Origin of the sequence: Nocardia sp. BMG51109 (assembly GCF_000526215.1) — a bacterium.
Lineage (GTDB): Bacteria > Actinomycetota > Actinomycetes > Mycobacteriales > Mycobacteriaceae > Nocardia.
In genome coordinates, this window is the sequence record NZ_JAFQ01000004.1 from 858,006 (window position 1) to 884,071 (window position 26,066).

24 protein-coding genes and 1 tRNA gene are annotated in these 26,066 nt (G+C 65.3%); 9 read left to right on the top strand and 16 right to left on the bottom strand.

The window, feature by feature from the left end:
* Positions 1 to 57: 57 nt before the first annotated feature.
* Positions 58 to 1,785, bottom strand: a complete 1,728-nt coding sequence (locus D892_RS0105385) for an amidohydrolase family protein (protein ID WP_024800260.1) — start codon at positions 1,783 to 1,785, stop codon at positions 58 to 60.
* Positions 1,786 to 1,942: 157 nt separating this feature from the next.
* On the opposite strand from D892_RS0105385, the gene D892_RS0105390 reads away from it, so the two are divergent.
* A tRNA-Ala gene (locus D892_RS0105390) sits at positions 1,943 to 2,018 on the top strand.
* Between the two features lie 231 nt (positions 2,019 to 2,249).
* On the opposite strand, the gene D892_RS0105395 is transcribed toward D892_RS0105390, so the two are convergent.
* Both D892_RS0105395 and D892_RS0105400 read right to left on the bottom strand, forming a co-directional pair.
* Positions 2,250 to 2,681 carry a hypothetical protein gene (locus D892_RS0105395; RefSeq protein ID WP_198036837.1) on the bottom strand — a complete coding sequence of 144 codons (432 nt, stop codon included), beginning with the start codon at positions 2,679 to 2,681 and terminating at the stop codon, positions 2,250 to 2,252.
* Between the two features lie 480 nt (positions 2,682 to 3,161).
* A complete protein-coding gene (locus D892_RS0105400; RefSeq protein WP_024800262.1) occupies positions 3,162 to 3,767 on the bottom strand; it encodes a dihydrofolate reductase family protein in 606 nt (201 codons plus the stop codon).
* A 94-nt stretch (positions 3,768 to 3,861) separates the two neighbouring features.
* Here D892_RS0105400 and D892_RS0105410 point away from each other — a divergent pair, with 94 nt between their 5' ends.
* Positions 3,862 to 4,842 (top strand): class I SAM-dependent methyltransferase, encoded by a 981-nt coding sequence (locus D892_RS0105410; RefSeq protein WP_232235993.1) that lies wholly within the window; start codon positions 3,862 to 3,864, stop codon positions 4,840 to 4,842.
* Positions 4,843 to 4,986: 144 nt separating this feature from the next.
* Here the strand turns inward: D892_RS0105410 and D892_RS0105415 are convergent, their stop codons facing one another.
* The gene (locus D892_RS0105415; protein ID WP_036566768.1) at positions 4,987 to 5,475 is read right to left on the bottom strand and encodes a GNAT family N-acetyltransferase; all 489 of its coding nucleotides are present in this window, start codon (positions 5,473 to 5,475) and stop codon (positions 4,987 to 4,989) included.
* A 1,372-nt stretch (positions 5,476 to 6,847) separates the two neighbouring features.
* On the bottom strand, positions 6,848 to 8,449 hold the full coding sequence (locus D892_RS0105420) for an ISL3 family transposase (protein ID WP_024800265.1): 1,602 nt from the start codon (positions 8,447 to 8,449) through the stop codon (positions 6,848 to 6,850).
* A 657-nt stretch (positions 8,450 to 9,106) separates the two neighbouring features.
* On the opposite strand from D892_RS0105420, the gene D892_RS0105425 reads away from it, so the two are divergent.
* A complete protein-coding gene (locus D892_RS0105425; protein WP_156959391.1) occupies positions 9,107 to 9,295 on the top strand; it encodes a hypothetical protein in 189 nt (62 codons plus the stop codon).
* Between the two features lie 44 nt (positions 9,296 to 9,339).
* On the opposite strand, the gene D892_RS43460 is transcribed toward D892_RS0105425, so the two are convergent.
* Positions 9,340 to 10,155: a class I SAM-dependent methyltransferase gene (locus D892_RS43460; protein WP_024800267.1), complete on the bottom strand. Its 816-nt coding sequence runs from the start codon at positions 10,153 to 10,155 to the stop codon at positions 9,340 to 9,342.
* Between the two features lie 377 nt (positions 10,156 to 10,532).
* On the opposite strand from D892_RS43460, the gene D892_RS46425 reads away from it, so the two are divergent.
* The gene (locus D892_RS46425) at positions 10,533 to 10,874 is read left to right on the top strand and encodes a hypothetical protein (protein ID WP_024800268.1); all 342 of its coding nucleotides are present in this window, start codon (positions 10,533 to 10,535) and stop codon (positions 10,872 to 10,874) included.
* A 2-nt stretch (positions 10,875 to 10,876) separates the two neighbouring features.
* On the opposite strand, the gene D892_RS0105440 is transcribed toward D892_RS46425, so the two are convergent.
* Both D892_RS0105440 and D892_RS0105445 read right to left on the bottom strand, forming a co-directional pair.
* On the bottom strand, positions 10,877 to 11,611 hold the full coding sequence (locus D892_RS0105440; protein WP_198036838.1) for a recombinase zinc beta ribbon domain-containing protein: 735 nt from the start codon (positions 11,609 to 11,611) through the stop codon (positions 10,877 to 10,879).
* Between the two features lie 380 nt (positions 11,612 to 11,991).
* Positions 11,992 to 12,873: an alpha/beta fold hydrolase gene (locus D892_RS0105445; RefSeq protein WP_024800270.1), complete on the bottom strand. Its 882-nt coding sequence runs from the start codon at positions 12,871 to 12,873 to the stop codon at positions 11,992 to 11,994.
* 132 nt (positions 12,874 to 13,005) lie between these two features.
* Here D892_RS0105445 and D892_RS0105450 point away from each other — a divergent pair, with 132 nt between their 5' ends.
* On the top strand, positions 13,006 to 13,632 hold the full coding sequence (locus D892_RS0105450) for a TetR/AcrR family transcriptional regulator (RefSeq protein ID WP_024800271.1): 627 nt from the start codon (positions 13,006 to 13,008) through the stop codon (positions 13,630 to 13,632).
* A 143-nt stretch (positions 13,633 to 13,775) separates the two neighbouring features.
* Here the strand turns inward: D892_RS0105450 and D892_RS40470 are convergent, their stop codons facing one another.
* The 3 genes from D892_RS40470 to D892_RS48370 are packed head-to-tail and all read right to left on the bottom strand — an operon-like array spanning position 13,776 to position 15,192.
* A complete protein-coding gene (locus D892_RS40470; RefSeq protein WP_024800272.1) occupies positions 13,776 to 14,297 on the bottom strand; it encodes a DUF6262 family protein in 522 nt (173 codons plus the stop codon).
* A 2-nt stretch (positions 14,298 to 14,299) separates the two neighbouring features.
* Positions 14,300 to 14,503 (bottom strand): hypothetical protein, encoded by a 204-nt coding sequence (locus tag D892_RS43465; protein ID WP_232235995.1) that lies wholly within the window; start codon positions 14,501 to 14,503, stop codon positions 14,300 to 14,302.
* On the bottom strand, positions 14,464 to 15,192 hold the full coding sequence (locus tag D892_RS48370; RefSeq protein WP_036566771.1) for a hypothetical protein: 729 nt from the start codon (positions 15,190 to 15,192) through the stop codon (positions 14,464 to 14,466). Before D892_RS48370 ends, D892_RS43465 begins: the two co-directional genes overlap by 40 nt.
* Before the next feature lie 482 nt (positions 15,193 to 15,674).
* Between D892_RS48370 and D892_RS0105470 the strand changes: the two genes are divergently transcribed.
* The 3 genes from D892_RS0105470 (at position 15,675) to D892_RS43470 (ending at position 19,067) form a co-directional block, all read left to right on the top strand.
* Positions 15,675 to 16,928, top strand: coding sequence for a cytochrome P450 (locus D892_RS0105470; protein ID WP_024800274.1), 1,254 nt, complete (start codon positions 15,675 to 15,677; stop codon positions 16,926 to 16,928).
* 24 nt (positions 16,929 to 16,952) lie between these two features.
* Positions 16,953 to 18,167: a cytochrome P450 gene (locus tag D892_RS0105475; RefSeq protein ID WP_024800275.1), complete on the top strand. Its 1,215-nt coding sequence runs from the start codon at positions 16,953 to 16,955 to the stop codon at positions 18,165 to 18,167.
* Positions 18,168 to 18,395: 228 nt separating this feature from the next.
* On the top strand, positions 18,396 to 19,067 hold the full coding sequence (locus D892_RS43470; protein WP_156959392.1) for a hypothetical protein: 672 nt from the start codon (positions 18,396 to 18,398) through the stop codon (positions 19,065 to 19,067).
* A gap of 472 nt (positions 19,068 to 19,539) precedes the next feature.
* Here D892_RS43470 and D892_RS0105485 read toward each other — a convergent pair whose 3' ends face one another.
* From D892_RS0105485 to D892_RS0105505, 5 genes are all read right to left on the bottom strand, one after another.
* On the bottom strand, positions 19,540 to 20,463 hold the full coding sequence (locus D892_RS0105485) for an AraC family transcriptional regulator (protein WP_156959393.1): 924 nt from the start codon (positions 20,461 to 20,463) through the stop codon (positions 19,540 to 19,542).
* Between the two features lie 794 nt (positions 20,464 to 21,257).
* The gene (locus D892_RS47600) at positions 21,258 to 21,839 is read right to left on the bottom strand and encodes a helix-turn-helix transcriptional regulator (RefSeq protein WP_198036839.1); all 582 of its coding nucleotides are present in this window, start codon (positions 21,837 to 21,839) and stop codon (positions 21,258 to 21,260) included.
* 951 nt (positions 21,840 to 22,790) lie between these two features.
* Entirely contained in the window at positions 22,791 to 23,417 is a 627-nt protein-coding gene (locus tag D892_RS0105495) for an HAD family phosphatase (RefSeq protein ID WP_024800279.1), read from the bottom strand.
* On the bottom strand, positions 23,414 to 24,175 hold the full coding sequence (locus D892_RS0105500; protein WP_024800280.1) for an SDR family NAD(P)-dependent oxidoreductase: 762 nt from the start codon (positions 24,173 to 24,175) through the stop codon (positions 23,414 to 23,416). The genes D892_RS0105495 and D892_RS0105500 overlap by 4 nt, the downstream gene beginning before the upstream one ends.
* Positions 24,172 to 24,849: a TylF/MycF/NovP-related O-methyltransferase gene (locus D892_RS0105505; RefSeq protein WP_198036840.1), complete on the bottom strand. Its 678-nt coding sequence runs from the start codon at positions 24,847 to 24,849 to the stop codon at positions 24,172 to 24,174. The genes D892_RS0105500 and D892_RS0105505 overlap by 4 nt, the downstream gene beginning before the upstream one ends.
* A gap of 95 nt (positions 24,850 to 24,944) precedes the next feature.
* Between D892_RS0105505 and D892_RS47605 the strand changes: the two genes are divergently transcribed.
* Positions 24,945 to 25,880, top strand: coding sequence for an FkbM family methyltransferase (locus D892_RS47605; RefSeq protein ID WP_024800282.1), 936 nt, complete (start codon positions 24,945 to 24,947; stop codon positions 25,878 to 25,880).
* Positions 25,881 to 26,066 lie beyond the last annotated feature (186 nt).

Here is a 26,066-nt window from a genome sequence, read left to right on the forward strand (position 1 = left end):
CGTTCGGGCTGAGGATTGCGGTCACGCGGCGGGGACGTCAGTGAGCCGGAATGCCATTCAGTCGACTGCGCGCAGAAAAGACCCGGCATGCAGTGTGGTGCCGAACCCCTCGGCGAATACGCCCTTTTCGTAGACCGGCACGCCGTTCACGATGGTCGCGGCCACCGCACCGTCGTTGCGGTTCACCATGCGCCGCAGACCGTCGGCGCCGGGCATCGGGGCCTCGTGATACGCCGCGCTGGAGCCGTCGAACCCGGCCGGATCGAGCACCGCGATATCGGCGCGGGCGCCGGGGGCGATGCGGCCGGTGTCGAGGCCGTACCACTGCGCGAGTTCGCCGGTCAGCCGGTGCACGGCCCGCTCGACGGGCATGACGCGGTCGCGGTGCACGCGTTCCAGGAAGCGGACGCCCATGTTGTAGAAGGCCATATTGCGCAGGTGCGCCCCGGAATCGGCGAATCCGATCTGCACCTGCGGCGAGCGGGCCAGCCGATGCAGTTCGGCGTCCCGGTCGTTGGCGATGGTGGTGTGCCAGCGCAGCTTCGAGCCGTGCTCGGCCACCAGATCCAGCAGCGCGTCGGGCGGCAGGATCCCGCGGTCGTCGGCAATCGCGCCGAACGAGCGGCCGACCACCGCATCGTCCGGGCAGGCGACGATCTCGGCGTCGTAGAGGTCGCGATGCCACACCCGGGAACCGAACCTCTTGGCGATATCCTTGCGGAACGCGCGCCGGAACCCCGGATCGTCGAGAAATTCATGGCGCCGCAACAGATCTCGGATATTGAGCGCGGCAACCCCGGACCCGAACTCCTCGAAGACCACCAGATCCACGCCGTCGGCATAGACCTCGAACGGCACCGGCAGATGCTGCCAGCGGAACTCGGCGCCCAGCAGCCGATTCGCCACCGCCGCAACGGAGGTCGCCAACCGCACCACCATGCGGTCGGCCCTGATGTCGGCCGCGGAGATCAGCGTCGTCTTCAGCGGCCTGCCGTTCCGGCGCGCGGCGCTCTGCAGGAAGAAGTGCGCCATCTCGACCCGGCCGGTGAGGTTCGGAGTGCTCTGATGAATCCGATCACGCTCCCGCAGTACGGCATTGAGTTCGCGATACTCGGACCAGGGCGCGTAGGTCGAGGGCAGCTGCCGGCCCGGGTAGCGCTTACCCTCCAGCTTCGAGAACGTGCTGCGAATGGTGGACAGGCCCACGAAACCCGCATCCAGCGCGTCGGTGAGCATCCGCACCATCTGCCGGCGTTCCGCGCGCGTCGCGTGCGCCTTGCCGTCGGAAGCGCGCGCCAGCCCCATCGCCGCCACCCGGATATCCGAATGCCCCAGGAACGCAGCGACATTCACACCCAGCGGCCGCGCCGCCAAGGCCGTGGCATACCCCTTCGGATCCTGCCAGCCGCGATGCTCCTTGACCGCCGAGTGCACGACGTCCCACGGCAGCGCCTCCACCCGCGCGAACATGTCCGCGCAGTCCTCGGCATCGCAGTACACGGTGGACAGCGAGCAATTACCGATCACGACGGAGGTCACCCCGTGCCGCGCCGACTCCCCCAGCCCCGGCGCGTACAACACCTCGGCGTCGTAATGGGTATGCACATCGATCAGCCCCGGCAACACCCACTTGCCCTGCGCCTCGATCGTGCGGACCCCCTCCGGCAGATCGATACCGACGGCCGTCACCTGCCCCCCGGCGATCCCGACATCGGCCCGGATCGGCTTCGCCCCCGTCCCGTCGTAGACCATCCCCCCACGCACCACGACGTCGTACCCGGCCATCGAGACCTCCCGCATCCTCCCCGAGCTGTCGATACACCACTGTATCGGCATCCCCACACCCCGACCACCCCCAATACACCACCCTCGACCAGCCGATTCGGCCTCTCCACCCCCAACCTGCTAAAGTTCTCCCCCGTGGCTCGGCAACGAACCACGCGGGGCTATGGCGCAGTTGGTAGCGCGTCTCGTTCGCATCGAGAAGGTCAGGGGTTCGATTCCCCTTAGCTCCACCAGTTGACATGAATAGGGCTGTTGATCAGGGGGTTTTCTGCCTTTCGGGCATGAGGCCACGTTCGGCCCGGTGCCGCGTATCGCCTGTTCAATGCCTGTTTTCTTGTTCTAGTTCGCCAAGGTGTGTTCCGTTCCGGCTCGGTGTTGATTGAGTCGAAGGCACGCTTTCATTACCGCGTCCGCGAGCCGTGCTCGTCACGAGTGCGGTATCACCTGGTCGTCGTGGATTGATGTCAGGACCGAGCCCGCCCGTGCGTGTCGCGGGTGCGGACGCCACGCGCGCGTAGACGGTTCAACACGGTGGTCGGATCGACGGCAAAGTGTTGCCCGACCCGGGCAAGGGACCAACCGAGACGGTAGAGGCGAATCGCCTCGTCGGTCTGATCGGGCGACAGGCCGCGTCGGCGCATCGGCACGTCGTGCCGATGCAGGATCGCGCCGACGGCACGGCGGTCGACACCGAACCGGCTGCCGAGCTCGTAGGTCGTCGCTCCGGCGACATAGCCGTGTATCAGCATCTGGATTTCGTCCTGATCGAGTCGTCGTGCCCGCCTCGGCGTGGACCGGCGGGGCGGCGAAGGTGAACTCCCGCCACCGATCGCGATGCGGTCGTCACGACGACGTGGCTTGTCGGCCGTCTGTTCTCGCGCCAGTTCGACGGGCACCTTCGCGATCTTGCCGGCATCAGGCGGATCATGACGGACACCACGAACCACAAGTTCACCCCCACCGGGTAACAGTGTTGATCGGAGTTGTCATCCGTCCACTGTCCTACCCGAAGGCAAGTTCGCGTCAAGCTTCCAGTACGGGTCGCACCGCCGCAGCTAGCCTTGCAGCTGATCACGAATACGGTCACCCACCTGGCATGACCGACGCAACAGGCGACACACCGATATGGGAACAGTCATCGCTCCCTATGGCGTCAAAGGCGACAACGAACGATACCGCACCCTTTGACCGTGGCGACGTGAGATGAGCAGCTGTACAGCGCTTTTCGGACTGCCGAACAACCGATATGCGGCATTACAGGGCGTCGGTGCTTGGTTCATGAGTTCAGCTTCGCTTCGGTCCAGCCACCGCCGATACCTGGAATGCCGAGCTGGATGCCAGGACTGGCGGCGGTCCGGACCGGTGGAGAGGCGACGTCACGCAGGGGCACCGAGCGGGGGGTGCTCGAGGACGCGGGGCTTGTACTCGACCAGCTGGATGCGGCCGTCGAAGGTGCGGTGCTCGATCATCTCGAGGGCAACGTCCGGATAGCCGTCGTAGATACGTTCTGCGCCCGTGGCACCGGTGATGACCGGGAACATCACGACCCGGAACCGGTCGACGAGTCCGGCTCGTAGCAGGGACCGGCACAGGCTCAGGCTGCCGATCGTGGTGAGGAGCCCCGAACCACTCGATTTCATGGCGCGGACCGCCTCGATGGCGTCGTCGCGGACGAGCGTGGAGTTGGCCCACGTCAGTGGCTCCTCGAGGGAGGAGGAGAACACCACCTTGGACGCTTTTGTGAGCCCGTCGACGGACGCCTCTTCTTCTGGCCTGAACTCGTCTTGGCCATCGGGGACCTCGCCGGCGGCGAAGCCCGACATCAGGCGGTAGGTGTTCGCTCCCATCAGGTGGGTGGCCTCGGGCTGCTCGCCGAGCCATGCGAGGTACTGCGGGCCCTCGAGGCCCCAGAACCCGGGCCATCCCTCTCCCGATGCGTAGCCGTCGAGGGAGGTGATGAAGTCGACGAGAAGCTCCGACATGGCGGTGTCCTTTCCTAGGGTGTCATGAGCTTCGACCGGCCGGGAGCCGCAAACTCATCGGCCGAGCTGTGGGGTAACGAGGTAACCCAAGACCGTGCCGATCCACTGGCTCAGCTCCCGGCCGTCGCCGAGCCACATCGATGCGAGCCTGTATCGGCATGATGGCGCGTGCGTCGGCGGCCGTGATGCCTGGCCCGTTGATCTTCCGCAGACCCGCGCGGGCCACTTCGACCGCGCGGGTCGCGGCATGACAGCGCGCTGGGGCGACGCTGTTCCTCGTCAGGTGTCTATCGCGGGCCGGTTGGATAATCGGCCGGTTAGGCTGAGTCCAATGGTCGATTCGCTGCATTTCGATGCCCACGCCGAGGCTTACGACCGCGGGCGACCGCCGTACCCGCCCGCACTGTGGGCACGATTGCAGGACGATGGTTTGCTGCGCGCCGACACCCGAGTGATCGAACTCGGCGCCGGTAGCGGGTTGGCAACCGGACCGATGCTGCGAGCAGGCGCGTCGGTCACCGCTGTCGAGCCCGGTCGAGCCCTCGCCGACATCCTGCGCCGCCGCTGGCCCGAGGCGAACACGCAGATTACCGGCGCCGAAGACGTGCCCCTACCGTCGGCCGCCTTCGATCTGGCTGTTGCGGCGACGGCGGTGCACTGGTTCGACCTCGACGTGGTACTGCCCAAGCTGCATCGTGCCTTGGTGCCTGGCGGTCACTTCGCTGTGTGGCGCAACGCGTTCGGTGACCCGACGGCACCCGTTACCCCCTTCCGGAAACGGGTCGCCGCGATCACCGACCGCCGCCGCGCGCTGCCACCACCGGTTCCCGGGGAATTCGATACCGCCGCTTGGGTGGAGAGACTGACCAGAACCGGACATTTCGCGCCCAGCAGTGTCGAATGCTTCTCCTGGACCATCGAATTACGCACCGATCAGATCCGTGATCTGTTCACGACCTTCAGCAACTGGAGCTCCGCCGAAGCCGACGAAGCGGCCCAAGCGGTAGACGATCTCGGCGGTCGCGTACTCGAGCATTACACCACCCCACTGATCATCCTCGAACGCGAGGAGTGAGTCGTCGACGCAACTCGGATACCGGTGGTGCAGGCACGAGATCCGCTGGCTCCCATGAGGTATCGCAGGTCAAATTGCCCGGAAGCGGAGTGCGTGAACGCGACCGCCTGGCGCTGATCACTTCGGACCGCTCGGTCAGCGGCACTACAGGGCGTCGCGAACAAGATAGATCAGCTCGCCACGATCATCGGTCGCACTGTGATCAGGACGGAATCCGATTTTCTCCAGGACTCGCAGGGAGGGCTTGTTCCAGGTTCGCACCGTCGACCAGATACGCCGCCGTCCGGTAGCAAACGCCGCGTCGACCACCGCACGTGCCGCCTCGGTCGCATAGCCGAAACCATGTGTCCGCGGCAGCAATTCGTATGCGATCTCCGGCTCCTCGAAGCTACCGCGACCGACGATCAACCCGCAGTAACCGATCCGATCTCCTTCGGCCCGACGCTGTACCGACAGCAGGCCGATACCGGCAGTCATCGCGTTGCTGTGCTGGCGGATGAGGCTCTCTCGGACCTCCGCGAGGGTCGTTGTGGTTCCCCCGTCATGCTCGCCCAGCAACGCAAGGTTGCACGCTGCATCCTCGGCTCCACGCAGCCGCAGTGACAAACGGTCGGTCTCGATCGAGAACGACATCGGCCGAAATGATTCTGACACCTCGCCCCCTTCAAATCGAACAGTGGAGCCGGGCGCTCCTTCGCAACCCGTGCACCAGCGTGTCCATGACGGTACACACGAGCACGCGAAGGCATCCGCTCGCGGCAATACAGTGCGTTGTCAACGTCGGTCGAATCGTGGCTCTGGCACACTTTTGGTGATCTGGTTTGATTTCTCAGTCACTCAACAGGATTCGTTTCCGGAGAGGGTCCGGCTTCGCCCGCCCGAACATTTGTCGTTTGATCATTTGATGCGGTTGACGTGTCCTTCGACCGGTCCATTGTTCCAGGGCAGTGTCAGGCCGGCAGTGACCGTGGCGAGGTCACGTCGTGGTCCGCGGGCGCAGCGGCGCACACGGCGGTGATGAAAGCCCGGCGCTGCGTGTCGTCCGAGCCCTGCATGAACAGCTGCTCGCGCCTACCACTCGCTCACGATGTTCGGTGAAGTTGCGGATGCGGCTGGGAAAGACGCCGGTGAGCATGTCGTACAGGTAAGCGACCGATCCGCAGGTAGGGCACCCCGTCGTCGAGGCTGCGAGCTACCCCTACGGGCCCGTGCCGAATCCTGTGGAGCCGAGGTCAATTTCGTTCTATACGCAGCTCGCCGAGCTTTCCCATACTTTCTGTCGTTCGATGAGTTCCGGGGAGAGTCCATGGGTAATCGCCCAGCGCGGGGTCACAGAAGTCCCGACGCGCGGCCTTCGCGCCAGCCTGCCTCCGCGGTGCACACACCGTGAATATGCGGGTGTTAATGACGGCCGGGCCGTCGTGGAATGAAAGGAAGCGAATGAGAAGGTCGGGTTTGGGTCTGCTGTTCGGAGCGAGTGCGGCAGCTGCTGTTCTCTTGCCGTCAGGAATGTCCAATGCTGATGTTCCGGACACTCCCTGCATGGTGTCGAGTGGGCCGGCGACATGTGTCGGCCCTTTCTCTGACTGGCCCTCATGCGACGGCATGAGGCAGGGTGAAGCAGTCTTCCGCGATAGTGTCTCACCGGTTTGCTGGAAGGCCGACTACGCGGGCCTGGGGTTCTACTACTCCTACTAGCACCTCGTCCAATAGGTCGTGCCGATAACGGTGTCGAGTTGATGTTCACCTTCCACCGGCAGCGATGCTGCCGGTGGAAGTGGTGTTGCGGCTCGCAAGCCGGAGGTGTTCGTGCGGATGGTCTCCCGAGGAAGGGCGCCGGTAGCAGAAGATCGCCAAGACCGGCAATCGGCCGATCAGAATGCGGCGCGCGATCGTAGTGATTGTCTCGGCGCATCGGCAGCCGGTCGCTGATCGCGAGGTTGAGTGTCAACGGAACGCGAATCCGGGATCTGGCACTAGTTTCGTGATTCGGCGATCGGTTTGCTCAGTCGCTCAACAGGATTCGCTTGCGGAGTAGGTCCGGTTTGGCTCTGCCGAACATTTGCCGCTTGATCGTCTTGATGCGGTTGACGTGCCCTTCGACCGGGCCGCTGTTCCATGGCATCGTGAATCCGGCGGTGACTGCGTCGAAGTCTCGGCGCAGGCCCCGGACGAACGAATGCAATGCTGGCAGGTCGTCGGCCTCGACGGCTCCCATCCATTGCTCCAGCTCACGGCCTCGAAGCTGCTTCATCACCGTCGCGAACGCACGGACGTGTCCGGCCGGGCAAGCAAGTTCGGGACCTGCGGCCAGAATTGCATCGAGCCGCTGCCGGTCGTCGGCATCGAGACCGGCAGGGTCGCTCATGATCCAGCGCACCACCCGGCGGACCGAGGGTGGCTTGGGGACCGGGCACGGAAGATGACCGACCGTGCGGAAGGAGTGCAGGTAGTTGAGCACGATCTTCGCGCCGCCGCGGTAGCCGAGATCTTGGATCTCACGGAACAGCTGAGTCGCATTGGTGCAGCCCTCATTCCATCGTCTGTGCAGGTGCGGCTTGAACTCCTCCAGCAGACTCGGGCAACGGCCCGTGCCGGTGTTGACCAGCAACTCCTCGACCGTAGCCGCGCGGGCGAAGCGCCGGACGGTCCCGCAGGCAAGGCCGAGCCGGATGCCGATCGCGCGGATACTCACGCCGTCATCGAGCAACGAGTGCACCGCCGCGTAGCGTTCGCGGGCGCGCACGGCCCACTTGTCGGTCCTGGCCGACGGTGCGGCGGCCGGTTCGGGAGCCGGAATTGCGGGCTCGTGCAAGCTTTCCGGCTCCGTATCGCAGTCCGCGCCGACCGCAGCGGCCAGATCATCCCGATGCCGGGCCACGACGCGTTCGACCGCTTCGCCCAGGTTGTGCCAGACATGCCACCGATCAGCGACCTGTAGAGCATGTGGAGCTCCGGCCGCGACGCCCTCGGCGTAGGCGCCGGCCCGGTCTCGGCACACGATCTCGACGCCGGGATGCGCACGTAGCCAGGCGGCCAGAGTGTCGGCGGTCCGGTCGTCGAGGACATCGATCGGGCGTCGGGTCTCAATATCGATCAGGATCGTTCCGTAGTGATGCCCGCGCCGCAGTGCGAAGTCGTCAACACCGAGCACCCGCGGAGTCACGTGATCCGGGTCCGGCAGCGCGCGAATCTGACGCAGCAGTGTCATTCGCGACACCGACGCCGCCAGGTGCGCGGTGAGCCGGGCAACGGCCCGGCCACCCAGCGCCAGCCCGACCTTGCACAGTAGACGCTGCAGCAGCGTGGTGCGCCGAGCGTGACGGACCGCCACACCGGGCACCTGCTCCACGAAAGTCCTTCTCGCACAATCGCTGTTGTCACAGAACAACCGGCGTACCCGCAGTCGGATCAGCACCTCGCGGCCGGCAACGGCGGCGTCGGACAGCCGTCGCTCATACCGGCTGTGCGCCCGCTGCGACATCACCCCGCATCCGGGACAGGCAACGGGCCCGCCGTGAGTGCTGGCCTGAATGGACAACACCCGGTCGGATGCATAGACGCGCTCGATCGACAGCTGAGCAAGATGCGGGAACAGGACCGCCACCGGTCCAAGATCAGAGCACTCGCGACATCTTCAACTATCAAGCGCCCGAGCGCATTTCGGACGGGTCAATCACGCAAACCGTGCCAGATCCAGTATTCAGCCGGACGCGACATGCGTTCGCCACCGGGTGCCGTGACCGCTTTGAACTACCCGCTCGCGCCGATCACACCGGCCGAGCGGATCCCATCGAATCCTTTATCAGGTGCTGTAATCCGGCGGCGGCGACGTGTCCAGGCAACCTGCGATACCAGCCGAAGTCGCCAGATCACCGTGGCCCCGTCTTCGTGCCCATGCTGTCCGTGCCACCCGGCGCACGAACCTGCGACAGCAGCCGTCTACGCCCGCGGTCGTCCTTGCGTATCCCTCGTGGGTATCCCGCGCTCACGGAACCTGTTCAACACGGTCATCGCGTCAACACCGAGGTGCCGGCCAACCCGGGCAAGAGACCAACCCAAGCCGTAAAAGTGGGCAGCCTCGTCGACCTGCTCAGCAGACAAACCACGACGACGCATCGGCACATCGTGACGACGGAGAATCTCGCCCGCGCGCCGGACCATGCCGAACTGCGCGGCCCGCGGCAGGAGCGGATGTTGGTTGGGTTCGGACGTAGGGTGAGGTGCCGTGGAGCCAGACAGCGAGCTAGAGGACTTACGGTCCGTGCTCTCATGCGTTGTCGAGAAGCTCGGCGCCGAGAGCCTCACCGAGCCCGACCGGGTCGAGTTGGTGGCGCGCGCCGAGGTGGTTCAAGACCAGATCGAAGCGATCCAGGACGTCATCGACGACGAGGAGCGCCTACGCATGCGGGCTACGCCCGTCCCGGAGCCTTCGGGCGATCGGCTGTTCTGAGGCGGCGCTGAACCGCGCACGTCGCGGCAATAGCGGACGTTTCTCTACAGGTCGGAAATGTTGTCTCGGTGGGCCCATGCACGGACTGTGGGTGGGGCGTAGAGCCATCGCTGTTCATCTTCCAGCTCGGCCTGCGCAGCGGCAATCACCTCGGGTCGGACACCAAGAGCGACCAAGGTGTCGTGGGCTTGCATCCAGGTCAGACTCCACATGCGCGCCATCGGTGAGCCTCCGCGAAACATCGGGATGTCCGCCTCGGCGTGAACATTGACGAGCCCGAGTGCCTCCAACTGGGCGGGCAGCTCCCGGGCCCACGATTGACTGGCGCCCGCGATCTCGGTCGAGCGCGCGAAGACGCGCCAGACTTCGCCGAATGCACCTGGCATTTCATCGAGTACGCCGAGCCCATCGCCTTCTTCGAGCATGAGAACGCCGCAGGGTGCCAGCGCCCGGGTCAATCGCTGCAGAACGATGTCCCGATCGGCGATATGCAGCAGGACGAATCGTGTATGGACGAAATCGAATGCGCGCTCGGGGATGTCGTCGGCGACAAGGTCGAGCTGGGCGACTTCGCCTCCGAGTCCAGGTAGGTCGGTGAGGTGGCGAGGGTCGGCATCGACCGCGAGCACTCGACCGCCGGGCAGCGCAGCACTACACAGCCATCGTGCGAAGGATCCGCCGCCTGCGCCGGCCTCCAGGCACCGCCATCCCGCACACACACCCAGCCGTTGCGCGAGCGCGATACTTCCTGAGTCGTAGGCCGCGCCGAGCAGGGCAAGACGTTCGGCAGCGAGATCCCATACGTTCGGGAGCGTGTAGTACGGGTCACCCGGCGAGGAAATTGGCGAAGACCAGATCATGCCCAGACGCTAAGCCCGGCGACATGAGCCGAAGGTTGGTTCACCGGACTTCCCCAGGCCAAGTGATCGAATCCACACTGTCAGACCAACTTCGAACTTCGGCCGCGGCACCGCCGCACATGCACGGCAATACAGTGCGTTTCGTCGCCGGGTGCCGTGACCAGACGAAGTCGCCAGACCACTATGAACCGTTTTCGTGTCCACACTGTCCGTGCCACCCGGCACACGAACCTGCGACCAGCAGCCCGCTAAGTCCGCGGACGTCCTCGAGTATCCCTCGTAGGTATCCCGCGCTCGCGGAACTTGTTCAACACGGTCATCGCGTCGACACCGAGGTGTCTGCCGACCCGGGCAAGGGACCAGCCCAAACCGTATAGGTGGGCAGCGTCATCGACCTGCTCAGCAGACAAGCCACGACGACGCATCGGCACATCGTGACGATGGAGAATCTCGCTGACCGTTCGCCGCTCTACGCCGAACCGGGCACCCAGCTGGTACACCGTCTCTCCACGCTGATATCCGGCGATGAGTTCCTGAACCTGATCGGCGCCGAGTTGGCGTGCCCGGCCGAGCCGGGGTCCCTCAGCGGGCGGCGGAACGGGGACACCGGGGCCGGGAAGCTTCCGACGCAACCGTTCCAGCGCTTCTACCTGCATTTTCGTGTTCGAGTAAGCTCCCCCAACGTCCACTTTGGAGGGCTTACTAGAACACGGCGCTAGGGCTATGCCGTGTAGCAGGATGTCAACGCCATCGCTTCCGTGTGAAGGGGTGGCGTTGGTGGTTTGCGCGGGCCGGGGTGCCGCAGCTGCGGGGGCGGGGTCAATGTGGTCGGCCTGCCACGCGTGCTGGATGGCGTGGAGACGGTGTTCTGTTCCCCGATCACGCTGGCGGCGATGTGCGCGCGGACTTCGGCGATGAACTGTGGGCTGAAGCGGACGGTGGCGTAGTGGGCTTCGACGGCGTCTTCGACGAGGGCAACGTTGATGTGCGGTGCCTGGCAGGTGCCGTTGTGTTTGTTGCGGCAGAAGAAGTAGGTGTACTCAGCGCCTCGGGAGTTGACGGTGTGCTGGACGATCATGCGCTGGGTGGTACCAGCTCGTTTGCAACGCTGGCAGAACAGGGAGCCCTTCAGGTAGTGATGGCGCACCCGCCGACGCTCCCGGGCTGTGGCGCGTGAGTTGAGGACGTCTTGGACCTGTTCGAATAGGTCTTCGTCGATAAGGGGTTCGTGGCGGCCCCGGATCTCGTCCCCGTCGTAGTGCACGTAGCCGAGGTAGTAGCGATCCCGCAGCATTTGCGACAGCTTGTTGATGGACACCTGTTCGGCGGGGTGTTCTGCCTGCGCGGCACCTCCGCTGCCGGTGCAAGGGCTACGGTTGATCACATGGCATGAGCGGCTCCCCTCGACGCTCAGGCCCCCTTCCGGTGCGACGCCAGCAGCAGATGCATCGTCCACTGGGTCACCCACTCCGCAGGGTTGTCGGGATCAAGCCCAGCAGACAGCAGCGCCTCGCGGTCGATGGATTCCGTGTCCCTATTCGACGCAGCTTCCCTGGGGATCCCGGAGATTTGATGCCCGGATCTGAGAACATTGTTGCAGCTCAGCAGCTTTCGTGAAGACGCTAGCAGCTCACCACATGTGTGGTGGAAGAACCGGCGTCGGTCGCGGCGATGGTGCATCGTTGCCGGATGCCGACAGCGTCCTTGATGGCCCGGACTCCGGCAGGTGTCATGCCTGTCGCTGGCGTACGTCTGCTTCGCCTGGAACGGTATGTGGTGTACTCACCCACTTGCCGCGGCTATCGCGAACGTGTGAGGCGGTCAGGCCGGACGATTTCATGACCGGACAGGATCGTGGCTGTCGGTGAACGTCAGGAAGCGCGGAATCACCTGGTCCGGATTAGCCCACAACAGATCGTGTCCAATGCCCGGATAGGTCTCGACCTCGACTGCCGGGATGTTGTCGCAGGCACGAGTGGCCCCGCGCACCGGATCGCTGACAACGGTCTCGGCGCCGAAGAGTATCAGGCTCGGCGCGGCGATAGCGGCTAGCTGCTCGTCGGTGAACGGCCGATCCCAGGGGACCCCCGACCGGAACTTCGCTACCGCCATGACTACTGCGAGTTCTTCGTCGGTGAACTCGAATCCTGGCATCAGCCACTTGTTGAGTTTTCGCATACGTTCGGGGGTCGGCCGTATGCCGGCTTTGAGGAATTTGAGCAGCAGTCCCCAGCTCGGCCTGGCGAAGGTGGCTCCGCTGGGTTCGAACATGGTGAGGCTGGCCAGGCGTTCGGAGTGGTGGACCGCGACTACGCCGGCCAGCCAGGCCCCGTAGGAATTCCCAGCGAGGTGCACTCGACCCTCACCGAGACCGTCGAGCACCGCCACCATCCACGTCGCTATGTCCTGCACATCGCGCAGCGGCGCGGTCTGCTCACACCGCCCGGCCCACCCGATGACATCCGGCGTATACACCACACGATCGCGCGACAGATCTCCGATGAACCGGTGCCACACCATGCCGTTGCCCCCGATGCCCGGCAGCAGCACGATGGGTGCACCCTCGCCGGCTCCGGATCTGCGTACTCGTGTTGTCCCGAACGGTGTTTCGACATCGATATCGACCGAGGGCACCGGCCATTGCGCTGCCACGGTGTCGTAAGCGCTCGAGAAAGCCGCCCTTGCCTCGGCATTGGTGAATCGCCCGATCTTCGGCACGAGCCCTCCCCTTTCATCATCGTTACGGTATGCCCGTATCACTTAATATGGTACGAACCTACCATGGGATAAGGTATGCGCATACCATCTAGACCCGAAGTTCTGCGACGAGGAAGGGCGGCAGCAGGTCTCGTGCCACGATTGGTCGACCACGAGGTTCGGCGGCGTCACATCATCGATGCCATCAGGCGAGTCATCGTCGCCGGTGGCCTGGAAGCGGTGACCTTTCAAACCGTCGCCGCCGAGGCCGGTGTCTCGGTTCGGCTGGTGCAGTACTACTTCGGCACCAAGAAGGAATTCCTCTTGGCGACACACCGGTCGGTCATGGAAGACGCGGGCGCTCGGTTCACGCACCGGTGGAACACCCTCGGCGCGGACGCCGCGCCCCGCGAAGCCCTCCGGGCGGTGCTGACCGAACTACTGCCGCTCGACGATCAACGCCGAGAGGAAGCTCTCGTGCTCGGCGCCTTCGGCTGGGCAGCCATCACCGGCCAAGGCATCACTGCGGAGGAAACCTTCGCCGCACCAAGAGCTTTGGTCATGATCGTTGCCGATCAACTCCGTCGAGCACAGCACGCCGACAACGCGAGCCCGAGCAACCCCGAACTGGATGCCGAGCTCGTCACGATGGCCATCGGTGGACTCGCCCAAGGCATGCTCCAGGGGTACGGCACGGCGGAGTCTGCACTCGAACTCGTAGACCATCTCCTCGATCGCATGCTCGGGGAGAGATCGAGAAACGATCAACTCCAGCGGTAGGCCACCACACCACCTGCGGCCACGGCCAGCAGGAGGACCGCTCATCGCGAGCGTTGCCGGACATGCCCGATACCGCTGCCATGATCGATCAGCGCAGCAGAGCTGGAACACGTTCTCTCATCAGATCGCCCGGACGTCTGGGCTCAGTGTCGTTTATTCACGTTGGTGAACAGCTCTCGGTTCGCGGCGCGGGCCGCGTCGAGCTCCTGGTCGCGTTCCTCCAGTTCTGCCTTCAGCGTGACGATCTGCTGTTCCAGGGTGATGATCTGTCGCCGCAACCGGTCGACGTCGACCGGGGGACCGAGCCCGGACTCGCGCCATGCTTGCTCACCGAGCAGTTCGGACAGCTTCTTCTCCAGCTGCATGTTGTGCCCAGCCAAGCGGGCGACGCGTGCTTGGGCGTTGGCGAGGTCGGCCCTCAGTGACGCCGTTGTCACCGCGGCCTCGCCGGCCGTGGTGGGCAGCGGCGTGGATTGGGCGGTGTGGACCTGCGCGAGCAGGTCCGGGTGTCGGTAGAGAAATGTGCGGTCGACACCTGCGGCACGGGCAATCGCGGAAACGCTGAGTTCGGTGCCGTCCGTGCGGGCGGCGTCGAGCGCCTTGACGACTCGTTGCCGTCGTCGGGCCGAATCGGCTTGACGGCCTCGGATCATGGTGTTGGGCATGCTCAGGCGCTCCTGTCCGGCCGGATGTCGGGCAGTGGCTGTCGGACGCTCGGCAGGCCGAGTCCAACGACGCTGTTGCGGGCGCGGCGCACGACCCCGACAGCTTCGTTGATTTGTGCCCGGTCCTCGTCGGAGAGCTCGTCGACGTCGGCTTTGATGCGCGAGATCAGGCGCCGGATGCGGGTGATCTCCTCGTCCGAGGGCATTGCTTTGGTCTTGGCCAGTCGTCGGTCGCGCTGAACGCGCTGCGCAGCCGTTCCCGGCTGCGCAGCAGATCCGCCAGGTATGCCTCCAGGTCGGGCAGGTAGGAGACGTCTGTGGAGAAGTGCGCACAGCCGACGCAACGGAACCGGACCGGGCAGTCGTCGCCACCGGCGGCGTCGAGGCTGATCACGCCGTCGGTTTGAAGAAACGTCAACCGGTTCAGGAAGGCGAGCATGTCGTTGCGGGACAACAGTTTCAGGTCGTTCCCGTGATCGTGTGGCCGCTGCAGGCGCAGGCTCTCCGACAGCAACGCCAGAAACCCGATCCGGACAGCGCATTGGGAGCCAGTCGCGTTGCCTCGATGGGTCGGGAGCCAGTCGTAGGCCCAGACCTTGGCCGATTCGCGCAGCCACAGTTGCGACAAGGCCGTGAACCGCAGCGGCCCGTGGTGCTCGAACACGGCCGTATCCCACTCGTCCTTGACGCGCTCGGTTTCCGGCGACAGGGTCGCCCGCTCGACGGCGATCGAGCCGCATCCACTCGATGCACCCCCACAAACGTTAGACCCGTAGATCAACGACTGAAGTGCAGTTAACAGGACGACCGGCACGTGGCTCGGGCTGGTGGAGATGGTGCTGTGGACAGGCCAGGGCCAGGGGCAGATGCCGGTGATGCAGCTGTGCCCGGCCACAGCGTTATCGCCGCGCCAGTACGATCGTTGACCTCTCGGCCGACGGCACCCGAGCCAGCCACCCCTGCTTTCGTGCGGGCGGCCGGCTCGGCTCGCGGCCGGGCGAGGCGAAGAACGCGACCACTCCTTCGAGCCGCTCGTACCGGGTCCGCATCTGCGATTCGCGTTCCAGCCAGTCGAGGACGTCCCGGCAGCATCGGAGCTCGGTCTGCCAGCCTCTCCACCAGCGGCGAATCTTCTCGATCACCGTTCTCCGATGGTCAGCGGCCCCAGCCCCTTCCGGATCCGGTACGGCAGTCGCGTCAGGATCGTCGACGCTCCAGCTCTGCGCGGACCGTGCAGAAATTCGGCGCACCCGTGCAGATATTCGGCACCTACGGGCGGAAAATCGGCCGATTTCGCGCCTACGGTTTTTCTTATGCCACAGGAAGGTGGCTTAGACGAAACGTATCCGCTGGTCAGGATTGCCCCGAAGGAACCCGATGGACAGCACAGTCATCTCGAGCTCGGCGCCGGACGTCACAGCCGACGGTCCCGTCATCGCTCTGTACACCCCGGAATTCGTGGCCGAACCCCCTTACGGCGACATGCGCCGGACCTTTGGCTCGCTGGCGCCGGTAGAACTGTCGCCAGGCGTGCGAGCGACCCTGGTGCTCGACTATCCGCTGGCAGTGAAGATCCTGCACGACGAGGACCATTTCCCGGCGGATCCGGGTGTCTGGCAGCGCGGCGTGCCCGCCGACTGTCCGCTCATGCCCATGCTGGGTGGGCGGCCCAATGTCATTCACACCGCCGGTCACCAGCGTCAGCGGTACCGGGCGCCGATCGCGGAGTCTCTCAACAACCCTCGTCTGCTGCATCGCGTGCACAAGAACGTCGAGACCGTCGCGGTGCCGCTGATCGACATGTTCTCCGAAACCGGCCGCGCCGAACTGGTCAGCCAGTATGCGCAACCGATCATGTTCGGCGCACTCAACCAGGCGCTCGGCTGCCCCCAGGAGATCGGCGAGCGCGCCGCAGCAGGGGCAGCGGCCATCCTCGACAGCAGCGGCGACGACGCGGCGCAGGGCAACGAGACCCTGGAACAGGCTTTGAGCGAACTCATCGAGCGCAAACGCGCCGAACCCGGCGATGACATCACCAGCGCGATCATGGCCCACGCGGAGAAACTGAACAACGCCGAGGTGCTGCACCAGCTGGTGCTGCTGTACTGCGCCGGGATCGACCCCTCGCAGCATTGGATGACCGCCGCATGGCGCAAGATGATGACCGACTCACGCTTCGGCGGCGACCTGATCAGCGGCGCGCAGTCTACTCGGGACGCGCTCGATGAAGTGCTGTTCACCGACCCGCCGATGTCGAACTACTGCGTCACCTATCCACGGCAGCCGATGCTCATCGACGGTGTCTGGCTGCCCGCCCATCAGCCGGTCGTGATCAGCCTGGCCGCCTGCAACGCCTCCCCGGACGTCACCGGCAACGACCTCGCCGGCCTCGTCGGTAACCGCTCGCATCTCGCGTGGGGTGCCGGGCCGCACGCCTGCCCCGCACGGCAGCTGGCCTACCTGATCGTGCAGGACGCCACCGATCAGTTGCTGGACGTGCTGCCGGAGATAGCTCTCGCCGTTCCCGAAACGCAGCTGACGTACCGGCCGGGGCCGTTCCACCGGGCGCTGGCCGCACTGCCGGTCACCTTCCCGCCCACGCCTCGATCCGTTCGCAGGTCACCCCAGTAGCCCGGCTCAGATTGGAGATCCCCGATGTCCCCCATCGTCATCGATCCCGAAGGCTCGGACATTCCCGGCGAGAGTGCTCGCCTGCGGGAGCAGGGGCCGGTCAGCGAGATCATATTGCCCGGCGGGGTGCCAGGATTTGCGGTCGTCGGTCTGCCCGAACTCAAGACGATTCTCGCCGGCAAGGACGTGTCGAAAGACCCCCGAGACTGGTCGGCATACCGGCGCGGCGAGATCAGCGAGGATTCTCCCCTCTACCGCTGGGTCGGTACTCGCAGCATGTTCACCACCTACGGCGACGACCACAGTCGGCTGCGCGAACCGGTGGCCAAGGTGTTCACCCGCAGGCGCACCGACGCGATGGGCGCCGACATCCACGCGATCGCCGAGGATCTGGTGACCAGCCTGGATGCCACACCGACGGGCTCGTCCGTGGACCTTCGTGAGCAGTACGCCTATCCGCTCCCCTTGCGAGTACTCAACGAACTGCTCGGAGTATCCGAGTATCTGGCTGGGCCACTACGAAAGTGCGTCGATGGCATCTTCGACTTCGTCGCCAGCCCCGAGAAAATGATCGCCAACCAGGTGGAGATGTTCGGACTCCTGCAAGACCTCGTCGACTACCGCCGGGACGAACCCGGCGACGACATGACCAGCACGCTCATCTCCCACGTCGACGATCCCACAAACCAATTCACCGCTGAAGACCTCGTCGGCACGCTCTACCTGACGGTCAACGCCGGGCACGAGACGACGGTGAACCTGATTGATCAGGCGATCACTGCCCTGCTTACCCACCCGCAACACCTGGCTGCCGTCCTCGACGGCAGGCTGAGCTGGACGGATGTCATCGAGGAGGCACTGCGGTACGCGGCGCCGATCGCGTACATGCCACTGCGTTACGCCCGAAAGGACCTCGTCCTCGGCGGCGAGACGATCCCCCGCGGCAGCGCCATCCTGGTTTCCTACGCCGGCGCCGGCCGCGACGCCCGCGTCTACGGCGACACCGCGGATACGTTCGACCCCACACGGGCGAACAAGGACCACATCTCATTCGGGCACGGCGCCCACCGCTGCGTGGGCGCACCGCTGGCACGAATGGAGGCACAGGTCGCGCTCCCCATGCTCTTCCGGCAATTCCCGCACATGAAACTAGCCGTCGATCCACACGAAATCGGTGGCGGAAGCAATTTCGTCAGCAATGGACATCGCCGACTACCTGCTTATCTGCACAGCAAATGAACAGTGACAAACACGTACCGTGTGCGGCACCGAGCCGCCCACGGTCCCGATCTCGGCCCCGAGCAAACACATTGCACGAGATACACGACGATGATGCATCGCATTTCTCCGAAACCCGGCAGCAACGGCTGGGCGCACACCGTGCACGACCACCACCCTCAGCACACAGCCCAGCCCCCAGGCTTCCACCACGCACACAGTCACCGGCAGGTCGGAGGGGAGCTGCCGGTGACTGCGTGCAGCGTACTCAAACCAGTGCGCGAGCTGTACCACGTCATCGTGCCGATCGACGCCGACATCTCCCGGTGCCCCGACACCGCCGTGTCTACGAGCCGGCACCCCACCTGCATGGAGGTAGTTGCCATGGCCACGGTGACGACGACAGCCGCCCGGACGTCGCGGCCCGTCAATGCGCCGGTCGCGCAAGATCTGCTGCCGTCTCCGGAAGCAGTACTGGAGGCGGTGCGGGGCACGGGCGACATGTCACCGGTGACCGATGCCATACAACGGATGGGCATCCTGTACCGGGAGCTGCTCATCGAACTCGATTCGGCTCCCCGTGCGGGCGAGGCGATCCGAGCCCGGATCGGAGCCGTTGCGGGCGAGATCGACAGCTGGGTTTCCGGCCAACTCCCTCGCCCGCACCCTGCGGCGTTCCGGCTCACCGACACCGTCGGCGGAGTCATCAGCCGTCTCGTGGAGGCATGGGAGGCGGCGTGGTGGGCCCTCCATCACTGCGACCACCCGACTGCGGACCCCCGCGTACACCGCACCTGGGACCACCTGGCGGAGATGCGGGAAGGCTACGACCAGTTCATAACCCGCGTCCTCGCCGGAGATGTCGAGCTGCCCAAAGCATGGCCGGGCATCGAGGCCATCGAAGGGGACCTGGAACGGTGACTTTCACGACAGGTCAGTCCACCACCAGTCAGCGCTTTCCGGAAAGCCACAGCTGCTGCATCCCAGCCCGTGCCCACACGTCGGCGTCGGCAATAATCTCCGGACATGCCGGGCCGGCCAGTCGCGCATGGTGCGTTCCTGAGCATGTGAGAAGTGCTCGAGTATGCCCGCCCCCCTCGGCAACAGATCCTCCCCCGGACGCCGATGCCACAAACGGCGCCCAACCACGACGCACTCGACGATGATCCGACGCCGGGGACCGCAATCGGCGAACACGCGGTACCGAAGGCCAACAGGCTCCGTCGGGACAGCTGCTCTGACCTCTAACCGCAACGCCATTCCTGCACCGGGCGGGACTCGGGGGCCGAGACCGGGGCGATTCAGCTTCGCAGCGGCACCCTGCCCGCTGGTTCCCACGATCTCGATCGACACCGGACCGACGGTGCCCGACGTCGCCGGGTCCTCCGGCGGTCTAGCCGAACAACTCTTCCGGGGTCTTTTCGAACCGTTCTTTGAACTTTGCGCGGAAATAGCTTGTCCTGCTGTACCCCGCCGCCTCCGAAATCTCTTTCAGATTGCCGATACCCTCGCGGATCAGCCGCCCGTTTGCACGTTTGAGGCGGATATCGCGCAGCAATGCAGCCGGGCCGATACCCAACGTTTCTTTCACCGCATAGGCAAGTTTCCGCTCGGAAACCCCGCACTCCTCAGCAATGGCCTTCAAGGTCAACTGTATGTCGTCTGCCCTTTTCTTCATAACCTGGCGGGCCTGTTCCGTCAGGTACGCGTCCCTGTCGAACTCGTCGGCACGTTTTTCTTCGAACATCCCATCGATAAAGTCGAGCACGTTGCCATAGTGGAGCCGGAATTCTTCTGCGGTCCACTCCCCGCGGTGCGCGTCGATCTCGACGATCCGGTTCCGCAGCGATTGATTTGTGGGACGACGCATGTCGAGTGCGAGTGGGGCTGCTCGGGCACGATCCGGGTCTACCGCATGCACCGGTACCGTCAAAATCAGCGCATCCAACGGACTCGTGTGCTGCAGATGCACTTGTGAACCCCATTGAACAACTGCAACATCCCCAGGCCCGAAACGTTCCACGTAGTCGTTCTGCGCTATCGTGAATCCCTTGTTCAACGGAATCATCACGCGCTGTCCATCGTCAGCATCGAGCCGCACATCCGACGCAGATCGAGAGTAATCCATGGGATCGGTGGAAAATCGGACGACCTGTAGATTACCCACGCTTTGCGCGCTCGTCTTCCACGCGAACTCGTTGGTCCTGGCGGCATCGATGAAGTCCACGTTGAAATGGCCCTGATGGTCAATCAGATACGCGTCCCAAGAGTCCATCTGATCATCTCTGGTTGCCGCACCCGCCGAGGAGTCCGTCACCCACTCATACTGTGGATCCACTGAGTCCGCCCCTCTCGCGCAATACCCCACCAACGATCACAATGTATCAAGGCATCCGCCAACACGCACCACGCATTTCATGCACCAGCGTGGTTTCAGTTCCGTACAAACTACGCGGATCTCCAGTCGACATATCGTCGCACCCGACCCCACCTCCGGAGCGCCGGTCTTCGGCCGGCTCCAGCGCCGCCTCGGTACGCAACCGACTGCTGCCCTGCAATCGGCCGTGCCGGTGCAGTACCTCGTGTTCGACGTCCTGGAGATCGACAGCGTCGCCGTGCCGCCGAGCAGCAGGGGATCGAGGGGATCTTGTAGCCATGGTTTGAGGTTGACCAGTTGACCGCGTCAAGGGCCTTGATTCCGTCGACGAACTGGACCGTCATGGTGACAAACCGGCTTCGCGAACTCGATATGCGGCTATGAGCGCTCACTCGTTCCAGCTATGGCCACGTACGAGGGTGAGCGTGTACGGCCTGACCGACCCCCGACGACGCAGCCCCGGTATCCCTCTGCGCTGACTGTGCCACCGCCGACTTCCCGTCATCGACGACGAAACGACGACAGCCACGAGCCCATCCGGAAGCTTATGCACGATATGCCGAGGCTGTGCATGCTCCAGCGCGGAAATGGTTCGGACAACTACCTGAATGCGGAGTTGGAACGAAGTGATTTCGTATGTCACCTGTGACGGTGGATGTGCGTGAACGTCGGCACCATCCGGGCTGCGGTGATGGGTTGTTCGCGGACTCTGACAGCAGTCGCTTTCGTATCGGTCAGCTCGGTCGGTGGGTGAGCGCGGTGTGGCGCCATTCGCGGGGCGTCATGCCGTAGGCGGCGCGGAAACGGCGGGCGAAGTGTGAGGGGTCGCGGAAGCCGTAGTGCTGGGCGACGACGGCGATGGTTCGGTGCTGGTGTTTCGGGGCGGCGAGGTCGCGGCGGACGCGGTCGAGGCGTTGGGTGATGGTCCATTCGTGGAGGCTGAAACCGGCTCGAGCGCAGAGTTTGTAGAGGTAGCGGATCGAGATGTGGTGGGCGCGGGCGATTTCGGCAGGGGTCAGGTCGGGGTCGGTCAGATGGCGGCGGATGTAATCGCGGATCTGGGTGAGCAGCATGTCTGTGGGCAGCGCCGTTCCGTCGCCGGTGCTGCCGGCGGCGGAGATCAGCAGGGCGCGCACCATGTCCACGCATACCGTGCCGAGGTCGGCCGCGGCGGGATCGGCGGCCAGGGCGTCGGCGGTGTCGGTCATGAGTACGAGCTGCTTGGCGACCAGCGAGTACAACGGGCTGGCTTGCAGGCAGTGCGCGCGGCGGATGGTTTCGGCCGATACGTCGAGCTCGTATAACGGGACTCCCAAGGTGAAACCTTGGCCGCCGCACCAATCGAGCTCGAAGGGTCGGCCGTAGTCCGGTAGGTAGGGCTGTCCCGGCCGGATCTCGGAAAGGACATCGCCTTGCGTCAGTCGCGTGACGTTGTCGCGGGATACGGCGATCTGCAATGTCTCGGCTGGTGACTGCCGGATCTGGCGCGGGGTACGCACTATACGAACCCCACCTGCTGTCTGTGCGTTCACCAGACCTGTAGCACCGAACTGCCACACTTCCATGCGTTCGCGTACGGCGCTGTGCCGGTCGTGCACGACGACGTGTGTCGATGCCGACACTCCCTGCACGGTGGCAGCGATCAGGTCTGCGCGTTCACGTGGGGCCACCGTAGCGGTGTCGAACACTATGACCACGAAATTCGTCCTCGATCTCGGGGCAATGGTGGTGGGGATGCCGACGTGCCGGGCCCGCATACGGATCGGCCTGTGCGCTTCTCGGCAAAGCCATATCGTGCCACCATCAGCGGGCAGTGACGTCGACATTCGTGAACACGACCTGCCCTGCCAGGGTGAGTGCCGTCAAGGTTCGTGAACAATCGCCGCCGGAGACGACGCAACGAAGCCACGGAGGGCGCGCGTCAGATACGCGCCCGCAACCGTTGGGGTCGTCCTAGCCGTCCTGCGATTTCGAGGACATGCAGCGGCACTGAAAGCTCCGACGATGGTTACCGCAGCCGCGGTTCAGCGACCGTTGTGCGGCTCGCGGAATACTCGATCCGGAGATTTATCTGGTCTCAGTCCGGTAAAGACGGACCAGGGTGCCCGCACCACGGATGCGGTCAACAGCTTGCACCGGGCACCCAGACGACGAGCACCGCAAGTACACGGGGTTCCCGGGAGGGTGGCCGGTTCCAGCTCAACCCCCCTCCGACGACACCCGGAGTCGTTGTCCGGCGTCTTCGTGACTGCGCGTCGTCTTCGTGTTCATGTCCATGGGGTTTGCCAGCTGGTGAGGTCTGAGGCCCAGTGGTCGGTGTGATGGTGGCGGGCGAGTGGTCCGATTCCGCAGACGGTGAGCCCGGCGGTGCGAGCCGACTCGATGCCGGTGGGTGAGTCCTCCACGGCCAGAGCGTGTTTCGGTGTGACGTCCAGAGCGGTGCAGGCGGCCAGATAGAGATCGGGTGCCGGTTTGGGGTGGGCTACCTCGTCTGCGGCGACGGTGAGGGGAACGAGCCCGGCGAGGCCGCCGGCGGCCAGTGTCGCGTCGAGGAAGGATCGTGGGGCGTTGCTGGCGATGGCTACCGGGATGTCTGTCGTGATCTGCCGCAGCACGTTCACCGCGCCCGGCATGGCGACGGCAGAGGGGGCGTGGCGGATCATCCCGGCGAGCAGTTCAGCTTCGATGGTGGCGGACTCGGCATCGAGCTCGGCAGTGATCATGGCCGCTACCGGAGCGAAGGCGTGACCCACTGTCCGAGAGTGGAAGTGCGGGGTGCACCTGCGGCCGCGGCGGGCGTAGATGTCGTCGATAGCGCGTTGCACGCAGGGTTGGCTGTCCATGAGTGTTCCGTCGCAGTCGAATACGACGGCGGCGGGACGGTTGCCATTCACGCCATGACCCAGCCGCCGTTGACTTCCAGGGTTTGGCCGGTGATGAAGGAGGCGTCGCGGCCTGCGAGGAAGGCGACCGCGGCGGCCAGTTCGTCGGGGGTGCCGCGGCGCTGGAGGGCCTGGTGTTCCAGCACGAACGCGTGGTACTGGTCGGGGTCGGGGTGGATGGCCTCCGCGGCGGTGGGAAAGGCGCCGGGTGAGACGCAGTTGACGCGGATTTCGTGCGGGCCCAGCTCTCGTGCCAGTGCCCGGGTCAGTGCGGTGGCCGCGCCCTTGGTGGCGACGTAGGCGGCCAGGTCGGCCCAGCCACCGTGCACGGTCATCGAGGCGATGTTGACGATGGCGCCGCCTCCGAGCTCGCGCATCTGACGGGCGGCAGCCTGGGCGGTGAGCCAGTAGCCGCGCTGATTGACGGCGTGCACGTCGTCGTACTCGCTGACGGGCACGTCGAGGAACGGGCGCAGCGGGTAGACCGCCGCGTTGTTCACCAGCACTCGGACCGGGCCGAGACGGTCGGCGACGTGGGCGAAGCAGGCGCGGATCGCGTCGGCGTCCCGCAGGTCCACGGACAGGCCGAGGGCGCTGCCACCGGCGCTGTGCACGAGTGTGGCGGTCTCGGCCGCGGCAACGGTGTCGATGTCCACAGACGCGACGGCGTAGCCGTCGGAGGCGAGGCGGCGGGCGGTGGCGCGGCCCAGCGCTCCGCCCGCTCCCGTCACCACCGCCACGGGCGGTGTGGTGGTGGTCGCTGGGGTCATCCGGCAACGGCAGCGTCGGCGGCGCGGTAAACGCCCATGCCCCAACCGAATTCCTCGCTGATGACGGTCAGCGGTGGCGGGCCGCCGAAGTAGTCCTGGCAGGCGCGCATGACTCCGGGCACCCGCGGTTGAGCCACCGCGGTGCCGCCGGGGGCGTTGGCGTCGGCGTAGTCGTCGAGCAGCAGCACCCCACCGGGGGCGAGGCGGGGGACGACGTGCCGCAGCCCGGTCAGGGTGGAGTCGTAGCGGTCGCCGTCGAGGTAGCAGAACGCGATGGTTTCGGGGAGCCTCGTGGGCAGGGTGTCGTCGAACCAGCCGACGTGCACCACGGGCGGGGTCAGGCCGATCCGCTCGTGCAGGGCGGTGACCGCGTCCGGGGACACCTTGAACTGTCCTGCCAGCAGATGAGTGCCGTCGTGCGGGCCGGCGTCGGGCAGGCCCTCGAACGAGTCGTAGGTGTGGATGGTGCGGTCCTGGCCGTGCGCGTCGACGATCGCCCGCATCCATGCTGTGGTTCCGCCCAGATAGCAACCGAGTTCCACGATGTCGCCGGGCACCCCCGCACGCAATACGGCCGACAACTCCCGGTCGACGATGGGCAGGCGACCGTGGTCGAGGGTGTAGGGCTGCTCCACCAGCAGCATGTGCCGCAGCGAGTCTCGGATGTCTGTCACAATGCGCTATCGTCGCAGGTAGTCGAATTATGATCTTGAAACGACACGCACTCCGGATCCCGTGCGATGGACGGTGGGGGTGATCGAATACCGCGGTGACCCTCCGTTACCTGCGCAGTGACGCCGACGTGACCGTCGGCCGCCGCTTACCCACGGTCCTGGCGCGCGAGGCCGGGGACAGCCTGCATACCGCGCTGCGGGCCGCGACCCGTACTTACGGACTCAGCCGACTGGGGGCCCCGTACTGGCTGGCCCGGCGTTTCGGCGGGCTGCTCACCACTCCGCTGGATACCGAGACCGTGATCCGCCAGACCTGGCGGGTCGCCGGCGGCCATCGTGTCGATATCGCCTTGCGCGCCAACCAGAGTGACCTCACCGTGCTGCGCGAGGTGTTCGCGCACCGCTGCTACGACCTGCCCGCCGAACACGCCGGCCCGATGCACACCATCGTCGACCTGGGCGCCAACGCCGGACTGGCCTCGGCCTACCTGTCCGCCCGCCACCGTCCCACGACCTTGATCGCCGTCGAACCTCTGGCCGAGAACCTCACCGTGCTCCGCCACAACGCCGCATGCGCGGGCACCCGATGGATCATCGAACCCTGCGCCGCCGCACCCTCCCCGGGCAGCCTCGATTTCCATATCAGCGGCTACTGGTGCACCGCCAGCGCCGTCGAGGCCGTCGGGCGATACCGGCTGACACAACCGCATCGCATCGAACAAGCCATGCCGCGGCCGCCGGTCACCGTGGCCGCCGACACCGTCGACGCCATCCTGGCCCGCCACAATATCGACCGCGTCGACCTGATGAAGATCGACATCGAGGGAGGCGAGTTCGCGCTGCTCGCCGACCACCCCGCTTGGTTGCGGCGGGTGGACCGGATCGTGATCGAAATCCACGACAAATACATCGACGGCGCCCCAGTCCGGGCCGCTCTGACAGCAGCCGGCCTGCACCGCTACCCCGCGCCTCACCTCGACCGGACCGCCCCGTCCGGGATGGCCGTCGAACTCCACGTCCGCACCACCTGATAGTGCGTCACGCCAGGACAACTCGACCGGGCGAGGCCCGGCCACGACCGAGGTCGACACCGAAGGTGCCCCGCTAGCCGGAGTCTGCGGGCCGATCCGCTCCACGACCGCATCGAAGCCATCGGTGTACAGGTCTGGGGGCGGTTCCCTCACACGGGCCGTTGCTGTAGAGCAGCGTCAGCCCGG

Bases quoted from the DNA above. Each gene is read 5' to 3' on its own strand.
- D892_RS0105385 (WP_024800260.1), bottom strand. From the start codon at position 1,785: ATGGCCGGGTACGACGTCGTGGTGCGTGGGGGGATGGTCTACGACGGG.
- D892_RS0105400 (WP_024800262.1), bottom strand. From the start codon at position 3,767: ATGTCGGAGCTTCTCGTCGACTTCATCACCTCCCTCGACGGCTACGCA.
- D892_RS0105415 (WP_036566768.1), bottom strand. From the start codon at position 5,475: ATGTCGTTCTCGATCGAGACCGACCGTTTGTCACTGCGGCTGCGTGGA.
- D892_RS43460 (WP_024800267.1), bottom strand. From the start codon at position 10,155: ATGATCTGGTCTTCGCCAATTTCCTCGCCGGGTGACCCGTACTACACG.
- D892_RS40470 (WP_024800272.1), bottom strand. From the start codon at position 14,297: ATGCCCAACACCATGATCCGAGGCCGTCAAGCCGATTCGGCCCGACGA.
- D892_RS43465 (WP_232235995.1), bottom strand. From the start codon at position 14,503: ATGCCCTCGGACGAGGAGATCACCCGCATCCGGCGCCTGATCTCGCGC.
- D892_RS0105470 (WP_024800274.1), top strand. From the start codon at position 15,675: ATGGACAGCACAGTCATCTCGAGCTCGGCGCCGGACGTCACAGCCGAC.
- D892_RS0105475 (WP_024800275.1), top strand. From the start codon at position 16,953: ATGTCCCCCATCGTCATCGATCCCGAAGGCTCGGACATTCCCGGCGAG.
- D892_RS0105500 (WP_024800280.1), bottom strand. From the start codon at position 24,175: ATGACCCCAGCGACCACCACCACACCGCCCGTGGCGGTGGTGACGGGA.